The sequence below is a fragment of the Perlabentimonas gracilis genome (assembly GCF_011174675.1).
Classification (GTDB): domain Bacteria; phylum Bacteroidota; class Bacteroidia; order Bacteroidales; family Tenuifilaceae; genus Perlabentimonas; species Perlabentimonas gracilis.
On sequence record NZ_JAANIG010000038.1, the window covers coordinates 25285 to 38431 of the forward strand.

Genomic DNA, 13147 nt, shown 5'->3' on the forward strand with positions numbered 1-13147 from the left:
ATGCAAGCAATAATACTAGCTGCCGGAATGGGCAAAAGGCTCAAAGAGCTAACAGACAACAACACTAAATGTATGGTTAAGGTAAATGGGGTTACCTTAATAGAGAGAATGCTTAAGCAACTTGATAACCTAAACTTATCTCAAATAATATTAGTAGTTGGATATAAGTCGAAGGAACTCATAGATTACATTTCTACTATCGAGATTAGGACTGAAATAAAGTATATTAACAACGATATTTACTTTAAAACAAATAATATATACTCATTATTCCTTGCCCGAAACTATTTGCTAAAAGAAGACACACTTCTGTTAGAGTCAGATCTAATATTTGAAGACTCTGTTCTGAATAGATTAATAAATGAAGATTATCCAAGTCTTGCATTAGTAGCAAAATACGAGGGATGGATGGATGGTACCGTTGTCACTCTTGACAAAGAAAAAAACATCCTGAGTTTCCTTGACAAAAAACATTTTAAGTTTGAGAATATAAAAGACTATTACAAAACAGTCAACATCTACAAGTTCAGTAAAGCTTTCTCAAACTCTCATTACGTACCATTCTTGGAAGCGTACAGCAAAGCCCTAGGGGACAATGAATATTATGAACAAGTGCTTAAAGTAATAACTCTTCTAGAGAAACCTGAAATAAAAGCTTCTGTCTTAAAGGATGAGGCTTGGTATGAAATTGATGATATGCAAGATTTAGATATAGCAGAATCAATTTTCACTAACTCAACACAAGACAAACTTGCAAAATTTCAAAATCGATATGGTGGTTATTGGAGATACCCCAAGTTAATCGATTTCTGTTATTTAGTTAACCCATTCTACCCCACGCCAAAATTGCTCGATGAAATTAAAGCAAATTTTGAACGATTAATTTGCGAGTACCCCTCTGGAATGAATGTGAATAGTTTACTTGCAGCAAAATATTTTGGTTTAAAAAAAGAGTATGTAGCAGTGGGTAATGGAGCTGCTGAGTTAATTAAATCCATAACGCAATACATTAAGGGTAACATTGGAATTTCTTTACCAACATTCGAAGAGTATCCTAACAGACTAAACAAAGAAAACATTGTTTCTTTTATACCCAGTAATAAAAACTTTTCGTATACGGCTCAAGATCTTATTAGCTATTTTAATGATAAAGATATAAGTGCTCTTATTCTAATAAACCCAGACAATCCCTCTGGTAACTTTATTAGTAAAAATAATGTTTTAACTATACTTGAGTGGGCAAAAGAAAAAGGAATCTTCTTAATTGTTGACGAATCATTTGTTGACTTCGCTGAGTTGGATGTTGAAGAAACCTTTTTGAAAGAAGAAGACCTGAAGGATAACCCAAATCTTATTGTAATAAAAAGCATTTCAAAGTCATACGGTGTGCCAGGTCTTCGGTTAGGGGTTATTGCAAGTTCTGATTTAAATTTGATTAACTTCATAAAAAAAGATGTTGCGATATGGAACATTAACTCCTTCGCGGAATTCTATTTGCAGATTTTCGAAAAGTATAAAGGTGATTTTGAAAATGGAATAGTTGAATTTAAAAAAGTAAGAAGAAAGTATTTCGAAGATCTTTCCACCATTAATAACTTGAGAGTTATTCCTTCTCATGCAAATTATATACTTTGCGAAATACTGGGCGGAAAAACAGCAACAGAAGTAGCTGAAGAACTGCTTGACAAACATTTCTTACTTATAAAAGACCTTTCAAAGAAAAAAGGTTTTGATGGCGAATACATTAGAGTTGCTGTAAAGAGCATTAATGAAAACAATCGACTGATTGAAGCGTTAAATCAAATTTTAGAAACAAGATGAACAATTCAGGTAATTCAAAAAAACATATTTGCATCATTGGTGGAGGTAATATTGGCACACTTCTTTTTTCAGACTTATTGTTGAACGAGAATGCAAAAGTTAGTTTACTTACCTCCAAGCCAGAGATTTGGAGTGAAAAAATAAAAGTATACAATAACAAAGGTGTTATAGTATCCGAGATTTTTTCTGGTAATATTAGCAATAATCCATCCGAAATAATTCCTTATGCAGATATTATTATCTCAACCCTACCTTCAAATGTCTTTCCTGAATATTTTAAAACAATTAAAAATAAAATTAAACAGGGTGCATGGCTAGGCTTTATGCCTGGAAGTGGTGGAGTTGAGTTTATATGTAAAGAATTATTTGAGAAGGATTGTGTTATCTTTGGATTTCAGAGGGTACATGGTATAGCGAGAATTAGAGAATATGGGAGTTCAGTTTATGATTTAGGCAAAAAAAAGGAACTTTATTTGGGTGTTATTCCTAACAAAATGACGAATGATGTTTGTTTAACCATACAAGAACTAATTAGAATTAAATGTACTCCTTTGGCAAATTATTTAAACGTTACGTTAACTCCATCAAATCCAATTCTACACACAACTAGATTATATTCAATATTTAAATCCTATAAAGAAGGAATATATTGGGATAAACAACTTAACTTCTATGAAGATTGGACAAATGAATCTTCAGAAATATTACTAAAGTGCGATAATGAACTCCAACTTATACTTAAAAAATTATCACAAATTAATTTAGATGGCATAAAACCACTTAGTATTCATTATGAATCTAATACGCCAAGTGAATTAACAAATAAAATAAGAAGTATTGATGCCTTTAAGGGTATAAGAACTCCAATGGTTGAAACAGAATTTGGTTTTATTCCTGATTTCAATTCTCGTTACTTTACTGAAGATTTCCTTTTTGGATTAAATATTATTAAAGCTTTTGCTGAGATTATCTTACTTGACACACCAAACATTGATATGGTTTTAAAATGGTTTGAAATTGCAACAAAGCAACCCGTATTTAATAAAACTGGAGATCTAATATATAATTTACCTAAAAAATATGGGGTTAAGTCGATTAATGACATCATAGAGTATTATGGTAAATAACTTAAGTACATTTTATCTATTGAAATAGTTCTTCTAATAGTTTATAAATAACGATACAACCCCACTGTATGAAAATAATAATGTTTTTAATATTATTAACTATAAGTTTAACAGGGTGCAAAAAAAACGAAATTTCAATACCCCCAGCTAATCAAGTAAAATCCATTGTTGATTATTCAAATAATTATGACACACTTTATTTCCAGAACATAGAATATATTTTGTATAACCCCTATAAGAAATCAGGAAATCTTGAGCTAAAAGGTTCAATGCATAATCACACCAACAATTCAGCCCCGGTTGATGGTTACGGATCTGGCGATCCCGTGTGGGTTGCTAAAAAACTTAGAGACGAAGGGAATTTCGATTTTTACACCTTTACAGACCACAACTTTATCACTCCAGACCCTGAGATTGGAGATATTATATGGATGGGTGCGGCGATTGAAGATACTAAAAATGGACACCATATTTGTGCATACAATTTACCAACTTATAAATATATTGACAAAGGCGAAAATCTATTTGATATTCTAAATTACTACAACAGCATAGGTGCCTTTACCAGTGTAGCACACCCAAACTGGAAATACACCTATTTAAAAGCTGAAACTGCGAATAAAATATCTAAACTCCATTTTATGGAGGTACTAGTACCAAACGATACAAAGGGTCATAGGTGTTTAGATGTTCTTAGGTCAAATGGATTAATAACCTTCTCATTAGGCGTAGACGATTTTCATTATAATGAGGAATGGGAAAACCCCAATCGCTATTTTAATAAATCATGGATTATCGCTTTTGCTGAAGAAAAGGAGAAAACAAGTATTTGGAAATCTCTGCTTAGCGGTTCATTCTATGTTACAAATGGGCCCGCAATAAAAATATCATTTAATAATGGAATTTTAAATATTAAATCAAATACAGAAAGTACTGTATCATACATCAGTTACACGTTGGATGGTATCCAAGACACCATATCCATAAACTATACATTTGACGCTTCATACAATTGGTCTAATAATTTACTATGGGTTAGAGCCGAAGTTATAAATAGTAATGGAATAGCATTCACCCAAGCAATTCATCTTGTTGAGGATTAAACTCCAAAAAGAAATGTCTAATTCTCTAAAAGAAAAAGCAACAAGGGGCATGCTTTGGAGCGCAGTAGATAGATTTGCTGCACAGGGAACGCAATTTATTATTAGCATAGTACTTGCGCGGCTACTGATGCCCGAAGATTTTGGGCTAATTGGTATGCTAACCATTTTTATTACTTTGTCCCAAAGTTTCGTTGATAGCGGGATGGGCTCTGGCCTAATACAAAAGAAGAACCGAACAGATGTAGACTTCTCCACGGTTTTCCTATTTAACATTGGTGTTAGTCTGTTTTTTTATCTAGTACTTTATTTTTCTGCACCATTAATCGCAAGTTTTTACGATAGGCCAGAGTTAATAATACTTACCCGTGTACTGAGTTTAAATATTATAATTAATTCGTTAGCCATTGTTCAACGATCTAGGCTATCTATTAATGTTGATTTTAAGACCTTTGCAAAGGTAAACACCTTATCAATAGTTATAAGTGGTGCCATTGCAATAGGCATTGCATATAAGGGCTTTGGTGTTTGGGCTCTTGTTGCACAAAATTTACTAAACGCAGGCATTTCAGTTATTCTCTTTTGGTGGTTTAGCCGTTGGACGATTTCCTTAAAGTTTTCAAGTAATTCATTTAAGCAATTGTTTTCTTATGGTTCAAAGCTTCTAATTGCCAGTTTATACTCTCGCTCATTGAATGAAATTTACAACGCAGTAATAGGGCGCGTTTATAGTGCTGAATCCTTAGGCTTTTACACAAACGCAAAAAAACTCTCCGACGCAACGGCGTTCACTATTACAAGCATTTTACAACAGGTTACCTTCCCAATACTATCATCGTTACAGGACGATAAGGACAGGCTTGTCTCGGTCTATAGCCGTTTGATTCGTATGACAGCATTCTTTATAATACCACTAATGACGCTGTTTGCATTACTTGCAGATCCTTTTATTCGCTTATTGCTTACAGACAAATGGGAAGCGGCAATTCCATTGTTACAGTGGTTGTGTTTTGCAAGGATAGTTACGCCAATAAGCGCTGTTAATATGAGCATTCTAAATGCTGTAGGTAGGTCTGATCTGTTTCTAAAAGTTGACCTATCCAAACTGCCAATGATAGTTATTGCCTTAATAATAACAATACCTTTAGGAGTTAAGGCAATGGTAATTGGAAGTGTTGTAACTTCTCTAATTTCATTTTTTATTAATGCATATATGCCGGGAAAGTTGTTTGGGTATGGTGCTTTCCGTCAATTACGAGATATTTTGCCAGTAATACTATCAACGGGGATTATGGCAATAGTTGTCTATCTTTCAATATTTTTCATCGATTTAGAATTTCTTAAATTACTTATTGGAGGAATAACTGGTATATTATTTTATATATTAATTAGTTACTTTTTAAAATTAGATGAATTAGGAGAAGTCCTTATTATATTGAAAAAACTGAAAAAAAGTTAAAATTATGCAAATGACTAATTATATATTGTTTACTTAATTTTATTGCTAATATCAAAACAACTTTAATGATGAACCGTCCACTTGTAAGTGTTTGTGTAATTACGTATAACTCATCTACATACATTACAGAGACATTGAATAGCATAAAAAATCAAACTTATGCAAATATTGAGTTAGTAATTTCAGACGATTTCTCAACTGACAATACAGTTGCAATATGCAGTGATTGGATTTTAAATAATAAAGCAAGATTTGCGAATGTAAAGTTAATTACTTCAGATATTAACACAGGTACTTCTCTAAATCTAAACAGAGGACTAAAAGGATCAAGTGGGGAATGGATCAAAATAATGGCTGGGGACGACTTATTATTCGATTACTCAATTATGCGTTTTATACAGTTTATCGAAAAAAACAATGAAAATGTTTGTGTAAGTAAACTGGAATTTTTTGGAAATGCCCAACGAGTAGAACAAAAGAAGCAATCCTATAATTTGTTTTATGATAAATACTCTATCTTAAGTAAGCACGGAAAATATACTCTTCTTCTTAAGGAGTGTCTATTACCTATGCCGGGGTTGTTTATTTCAAAGAAAACATTAGAGGAAATTAATTATATCGATGAAAACTACCCTTTTGCTGAAGAATGGCCCACATATCTCAACATCTTAGAAAAGGGAATAGATATACCATACATTGATGAAATGTTGGTCCGGTATCGCTGTGCTGAAGACTCATTAAGTAGTATTATTAAAAATAAAACGGACAAGAGCATTAGTTATTCACCTGCAAGAAATAGAGTGTATTTAGATTCATTCCGTTACTTCAACGACTACAGAAAAAGAAGACTCATTAAAAATAAAATGTACGTTCAGGTGTGGAATCAAGTATTAAACTATAAAATGGCAAAGATTCGATTAAAACCAAATCTGGGCAAATTTGACAAATTAAAAATGTTTTTTTTACGTTCAATATCAACTGAAACTTATAATAAAGCAATACAATACATCGTAAGTGGCCAGATAAAATACTTAACAAATAGATTAATATTTTCAAACAAGAACTAATTGACTTGGATGAGAGCCTTACTGATTTTTATCATTTTTTTCATAAATGTTTATAACCCGTTTCACCTTGCCCTTACCTTTGGCTTTAACATTGCTATATTTTTTTTTCTATCTATTTGCAAGTTTAGAAATGTAAAAGAATTTGGGATTATAATAATCACAGCGACTATAGTTCTTATATGGCAAATTATTGTACTGATTGGTAATGATAGTTTTTCCTTTTTTTTAATTGGTAAATATTCACGGATTTTGCTATCAACCTTACTTTTAGGCCTAATTATACCTAGTTTAAACCTCACATCAAACAAAATAATTAATATCTTATCAGCGATTCTCTTTTTGCACATTCTTGCAATTGGCCTTCAATTTGCCTTCCCTTCATTAGTAAAACCGATGGCTACAATTTTTAATTTTTACAGAGAGCCAGAGCTACTTGATTTGTTAAATTTAAGAAACTTAGGTTTAACAGGCTCATATGATTTTGCTGCATTACTCTCGGTATTCGGCATTTATGTGTTTTATCTTCAATACAAAATAAAAAAGAAGTTTCTATACTTAATCCTCTTCTCGTTAGCATTTATTAGTTGTCTAAGAATCTCTAGGGTGGCTATGATATTTGGATTTCTAACCTACGCCTATCTTTCGTTTAAATTAATTAGACAGACTAGTATTGTAAAAAAATTATTCATCATTCCATTTATAATTACTATATCAATCGTTATATTTAATATTGTGTTCCCAATTATTGTAGGCTCTTTATCTTTTTTTAAAAACTCCTCGCTTAACAAAGGGTTCGATATTAGCACTGCCAACTATAGTAAATCAGACGAAAATCTTCTTCAAAAACATTTATTTTTTCCTGAAACAGTTTCTGGCATTATGTTCGGCTTAGGTATAGATGTTGAAGGAACAGATATTGGATATATTAGAACAATATTCTCTATAGGAATTATTGGTCTAGCTATAATTCTTTTCCAACATTTGTTTATGCTTGTTAGGGTTATGCTAATAATGCAGAAAAAAATTCCAGAGGATCTGTATACACTCATTAAAATTTTTGTTTTTTTCACAATAGCTCTTCTTATAATTAACTTTAAAATTTTACTATTATATAGCAGGGGTGCACATGAATTATTAATACTACTATTTTTCTCTATTATAACAATCTACAATAAAAAAACTACAACTCTCATATTACCTGAACACAATCAAAATTATGCTTAAAAAGAAGGTGGCAATTATTTGTGTGAATTATAACTCATACAGTGAACTCAATAAATACATTGCTTCAATTGACGAAGCTATTAACTACTGCGTAGATATTGATGTAGAGGTTTTTGTTGGTGACAACTCTACAGATAAATCATATATATATAGGGTTGACAATGCTGTTCAACTCCCTGTAAACATATTCCCCTATCATGAAAACCTTGGGTATATTGGGGCTGTCACAAGAGTTATTAAAGACATTGGCTACCCGAGTGTAAAGGGTTACGATTATGTTATCATCTCGAATGTTGATCTCACTTTAACAAAGTCATTCTTTAAAGATTTAAGTGGTTTAAATGAGAGTCCAGATACTGGTTGGATTGCTCCTAAAATATTTTCATTATCAGAGAATCGGGATAGAAACCCAAAAATATTGATTCGACCTTCGCTTAAAAGAATTAATTTATTAATCCAGATGTATAGATTTCCATTACTATACAATCTCTACAATAAATATATCTATAAACATAGAAATAAAAGCATTTCAAACCATTCAAGCAATTACATTTATGCAGGTCATGGATCATTTATGATCTTTACAAAAAAATTTATGGGAGTAAACGTGAATTTTGAGTTTCCCTCTTTCCTATTTGGTGAAGAAATATTTTTTGCCGAAATAGTGAGATCCTCAAATTTAAAAGTCTTATATGCTCCAAATATCATAGTGAATGATAGCGACCATATCTCAACAAGCAAGTTAAAAAGAAAGATATACTGTAAGATGAATTATGAATCACTTAAAAAACTAAAAAACCTTTTTTTTAATGAATAAACTAGAAAAAACAGTATACGATATAGTTAAGGCTGTTCCTTGGGTTAAATTCTTGTTTAGAAATATATATCAATCCTTTTTTGATTTATTGCCAAGGAGACAAGAGTTTTATATTAATAGAATCGAATATCGAGAAAATTGCTTTTATGGTTTCCATGACAAGTCTCCACTTTCATATGATTGTAAAAAAATTCTAGCAAACCATCTAAAGATTGATACATTAAGAATGCCAAATCCTGATGATGAACTTGAAGTTGGATATTTTAAATTTGAGGATGGAACTTTTAGTGATTATATTTCTATAGGTACATCATTAGCATGGAATTACCATAAAGGGTGCCGACTTCAATGGATTAACGATGAAAAAATTATTTTCAATACTGCTATCAATAATAAACTAGTATCAAAAATAGTTAACACAACTTCACTAAAAGAAATAATTATTGATTTTCCAATTGATACTGTTTCCACTGATGGCAATTTGGCAACATCTTTTAGTTACGAAAGGCTTGAAAATTTAATGCCGGGTTATGGATATCCCTATACAGATGGAGGTCTGCTGGATAAAAATGCTCCAAGTAATACGGGCTTATATCTAGTGGACTTGATTAATAATCAAAGGACATTGGCAATATCATTGGAAACGCTTGCAAATGATTTACATAAAGAAATTAGCGAACCAAATAGTTACAGACATTATGTTACCCATAGTGAGTTTTCCCCAGATAACAGATATGTTTCATTTCTACACAGGTGGGTATCTAGGGATGTTTTAAATCGCAAATCACGTCTAGTCATTTTCGACCAAGAGGAGCATAAGCACTTTGCTTTACCAACTAGTGGTATGGTATCTCATTATGTATGGAATAAGAAAAATCAAATTCTTGCCTATTGCAGTGTTAATAATAAGGATTGTCACGCCATTTTTGATATTCCTGAAATAGATAAATTCAAGCCTATTGCTACAGATACATTGAACTCGGATGGGCACCAATCATTCATTACAGAAGATTCTTTTATTACCGATACCTATCCGGACAAGTACAGAATGGCTAAGTTATTAAGAGTAAACATCGTAACTGACGAATCTCAACTTTTAGCTTCAATCCATTCACCAAAAAAATTTCAAACGAAGAACTTCAACAAACATATTGCTTGCGATTTACATCCTCGTGTTTCACCTGATGGTAAATATGTTTGTTTTGATGCTGTGAGGAATGGAAACAGAAGCTTATGCCTTATGAAGATCGAATAGTCAATTTTTTTAATAAATCCAAAACGAAGTATGCTGGTTTCAATTATTACACCAACCTATAATTCTTCAGGGTTCATAGAATCAACCATTAATTCTATATTAAATCAAACCTATACCAAATGGGAATTATTGATAACCGACGACTGCTCAACAGATGGAACCTGGGAGAAATTAATGGAATTTGCTCAAAGTGATAAAAGAATAAGAATATTTCGGCTTGGAACGAACTCTGGGCCTGGTGTTGCCCGCAACAATTCAATAGAAAATGCACAAGGTAGATTTATTGCTTTTTGTGATAGTGACGATCAGTGGCTACCTGAAAAACTTGAGTTACAAGTTGAATTCATGTTAAAAAACAATATTCACTTCGCATTTTCAAATTATGATATAATTAATGAAACTGGTGTAAGTATTGGTTCAATGGTTTCGCCTGAAAGAGTTAATTACAAGAAGATGCTTCAAAATGACTACATTGGTTGTCTAACAGCTATTTATGACTCCGAAAATCTTGGAAAATTCTTTATGCCGAAAATAATTAAGCGACAAGATTGGGCATTATGGTTAGCAATTCTAAAAAAAACACCCTATGCATATAATGTAAATAAAAAACTTGCTTTATATCGTAAAAGGGGGAACTCTGTCTCATCAAACAAGCTTAAAGTTATTAAATATAATTGGGCAATTTACAGAAATGTCGAGAAACTTTCTTTTCTTAAATCTTTATTTTATTTTATTTCATACTTTTTTCATTATTTTAAAAAGAGGTATTTATGAAAGATGAAACAAAGATATTACTAACAGGCTCCTCCGGTTTTATAGCCACAAATCTTTACAACACTTTTCATAAAGATTTTAATTTATTAGGGCTTGATATAACTACCAAAGGGGAGTTTCCTGCTAGCACCGTTTATTCCTGGAAACAATTAGACCAACTCCCCCACGTAACCACAATAATCCACCTAGCCGGCAAAGCCCACGATACAAAGAACACATCGGATCCGCAGAGCTATTTTCATATTAACCTTGGGCTTACACAAAAGATATTCGATTTCTTTTTGGAGTCGGATGCAGAGAAATTTATCTTTTTTAGTACGGTTAAGGCCGTTGCCGATAGCGTGGAGGGAGAATACTTAACCGAGGATATTGAACCAAACCCGCAAACACCCTACGGGCAGTCAAAACAAGAGGCGGAGAAGTATATTCTAAGCAAAAAATTACCTGCAGGAAAAAAGGTTTACATCCTCCGCCCATGTATGATACATGGTCCTGGCAATAAGGGAAATCTTAATTTGCTATACAGCATTGTAAAAAAAGGAATACCCTGGCCACTGGGAGCGTTTGAGAATAAACGCTCTTTTTTGTCAATAGATAACTTGTCGTTTGTTATAAGGCAACTAATTGAAAAGGACATTGAACCCGGCGCCTACCAGGTTGCAGATGATGAGCCATTATCAACAAATCAACTATTTTCAATTATTGCAGAATCGTTGGGCAAAAAACCTCGGGTATATAATATTTCAAGAGGTCTAATAAAATGCCTAGCCAAAACCGGCGACCTCCTCCACCTCCCCCTAAACACCGAGCGCCTAAAAAAGCTAACCGAATCGTACGTAGTATCCAACAGCAAGTTAAAGGCTGCTTTGGGTATTGACAGAATGCCTGTTAGTGCTAGGGATGGATTGGTTAGGACTTTGGAGTCGTTTAAGGGGACTGAACGCTAAAACGCAAAGACGCGAAACTTAAAACGGATAAGTGCTAAAACCACAGTGTAACTCTGTGTAAAACACAGTGCAACACGGTGTAACAGATTAAAGCAGAACGATGAGGAGATGAGGAGCAGAGGCGATTATGCGATTATGCGAATGCTAAACGCTGTTCGCAAAACGTAGAACGCAGAACGTAAAACGCTAATTGCTAACAGCCAACGGCCAAAAGCCAATGTCTTGCAGCCAACCAATAATAATTATTCTCAATGCCGTTACCCATTAGTATAGAGCACCTTATTAGCCACAATATAATTGAAAGTGAAAGAATTGAATTTAAGAGGGGGTGGAATCCTGATTCAATTTATCGTACAATTTGTGCTTTTGCAAATGATATTGAGAACATTGGTGGTGGATATATTCTAATTGGAGTAGAGGAAGATAATGGTGTAGTAAGTAGGCCAGCTATTGGTTTACCAAGGAAACAGGTAGATCAAATCCAGAAGCAAATGATAGGTTTTAACAACTTAATAAAACCTCCATATTCGCCAAAATTATCATTAGAACAACTTGACGGCAAAACTGTTATTGTTCTCTGGGTGCCAGGCGGTTCTAATCGTCCATACGAAGTACCTGAACAAATTACAGCTAAAGAAAAACGTTACTTCTACTATATCCGGCAGTACTCAACCACAAAAAAAGCAAATCAGCAAGAACAGCAAGAACTCATCTCATTGGCAAACCAAGTACCGTTTGATGATAGAGCAAATACTAGTACTTCCGTAGATGATATTGCAATTAATCTTGTAAATGAGTTCCTTCGTACAACAAAAAGTCGTTTACATAACTCTTCAGGATACACATCTAAAGTTGATATACTTGGACAGATGCATCTCACATCTGGTTCAACAGAATTACTTTTCCCTCGAAATGTAGCCCTAATGCTTTTCTCTGACAAGCCCGATGTGTATTTCCCTTGCACCCGCGTAGAAATTGTTGAGTTCCCTAATGGTACAGAAACATCCGACTTTTATGAACGCCCTTTTATTGTGGGGCCAATTCATAAGCAGATACATAGCGTTCTTAATTACTTTAAAACAAATATTCTACAGGAAAAAATAGTCAAGCAGCCAAATCTACCTGAGAGTATTCGTATTTGGAATTACCCATTCGAGGCAATTGAAGAAGCGGTATCGAATGCTTTTTACCATAGAGATTATCAGGTTCGTGAGCCAATAGAGATTAGGGTTTATCCCGATTCAATTGTAATCCTCAACTATGGTGGCCCAGATCGATCGATTAAAGCAGATGCGTTTAAAACCGGGGCAATTAAACCCCGTAGGTATAGGAACAGACGTTTGGGCGATTTCCTTAAGGAATTAGAACTGACTGAGGGTAGGGCAACGGGTATCCCTAGGATTAGAAAGGCTTTAAGTGATAATAGTTCGCCCGAACCATTATTTGATTTTGATGAGGATTATATTAGCCCCAATTAAAACCGAGCAGAAAAATTGCTAAATTTCTGACGGTATGAAAAAGAACAGTTACTGGACATCAAAGCGAAAAGCTGAAGT

11 protein-coding genes are annotated in these 13147 nt (G+C 33.3%); all 11 read left to right on the forward strand.

Annotated features, from left to right (window positions below; translation table 11 throughout):
- The 11 genes from G8O23_RS14225 to G8O23_RS14275 all read left to right on the forward strand — a co-directional run bounded on the left by G8O23_RS14225 (position 1) and on the right by G8O23_RS14275 (position 13069).
- The gene (locus G8O23_RS14225) at positions 1–1821 is read left to right on the forward strand and encodes an aminotransferase class I/II-fold pyridoxal phosphate-dependent enzyme (RefSeq protein ID WP_166365989.1); all 1821 of its coding nucleotides are present in this window, start codon (positions 1–3) and stop codon (positions 1819–1821) included.
- Entirely contained in the window at positions 1818–2948 is a 1131-nt protein-coding gene (locus tag G8O23_RS17300) for an NAD/NADP octopine/nopaline dehydrogenase family protein (RefSeq protein ID WP_219932540.1), read from the forward strand. The genes G8O23_RS14225 and G8O23_RS17300 overlap by 4 nt, the downstream gene beginning before the upstream one ends.
- A 68-nt stretch (positions 2949–3016) precedes the next feature.
- Positions 3017–4051, forward strand: a complete 1035-nt coding sequence (locus G8O23_RS14235; RefSeq protein ID WP_166365991.1) for a CehA/McbA family metallohydrolase domain-containing protein — start codon at positions 3017–3019, stop codon at positions 4049–4051.
- Between the two features lie 13 nt (positions 4052–4064).
- Positions 4065–5507, forward strand: coding sequence for a lipopolysaccharide biosynthesis protein (locus G8O23_RS14240; protein WP_166365993.1), 1443 nt, complete (start codon positions 4065–4067; stop codon positions 5505–5507).
- A 68-nt stretch (positions 5508–5575) separates the two neighbouring features.
- On the forward strand, positions 5576–6574 hold the full coding sequence (locus tag G8O23_RS14245) for a glycosyltransferase family 2 protein (RefSeq protein WP_262888072.1): 999 nt from the start codon (positions 5576–5578) through the stop codon (positions 6572–6574).
- 9 nt (positions 6575–6583) lie between these two features.
- Complete coding sequence (locus G8O23_RS14250; RefSeq protein ID WP_166365997.1) at positions 6584–7798, forward strand: hypothetical protein; 1215 nt, start codon at positions 6584–6586, stop codon at positions 7796–7798.
- Positions 7791–8615, forward strand: coding sequence for a glycosyltransferase family 2 protein (locus G8O23_RS14255; protein WP_166365999.1), 825 nt, complete (start codon positions 7791–7793; stop codon positions 8613–8615). Before G8O23_RS14250 ends, G8O23_RS14255 begins: the two co-directional genes overlap by 8 nt.
- Positions 8608–9870, forward strand: coding sequence for a TolB-like translocation protein (locus G8O23_RS14260; protein ID WP_166366001.1), 1263 nt, complete (start codon positions 8608–8610; stop codon positions 9868–9870). The genes G8O23_RS14255 and G8O23_RS14260 overlap by 8 nt, the downstream gene beginning before the upstream one ends.
- A gap of 30 nt (positions 9871–9900) precedes the next feature.
- Positions 9901–10644 carry a glycosyltransferase family 2 protein gene (locus G8O23_RS14265; RefSeq protein ID WP_166366003.1) on the forward strand — a complete coding sequence of 248 codons (744 nt, stop codon included), beginning with the start codon at positions 9901–9903 and terminating at the stop codon, positions 10642–10644.
- Positions 10641–11591 (forward strand): NAD-dependent epimerase/dehydratase family protein, encoded by a 951-nt coding sequence (locus G8O23_RS14270; RefSeq protein WP_166366005.1) that lies wholly within the window; start codon positions 10641–10643, stop codon positions 11589–11591. The genes G8O23_RS14265 and G8O23_RS14270 overlap by 4 nt, the downstream gene beginning before the upstream one ends.
- A 251-nt stretch (positions 11592–11842) precedes the next feature.
- The gene (locus G8O23_RS14275; RefSeq protein WP_166366007.1) at positions 11843–13069 is read left to right on the forward strand and encodes an RNA-binding domain-containing protein; all 1227 of its coding nucleotides are present in this window, start codon (positions 11843–11845) and stop codon (positions 13067–13069) included.
- Positions 13070–13147: the final 78 nt, after the last annotated feature.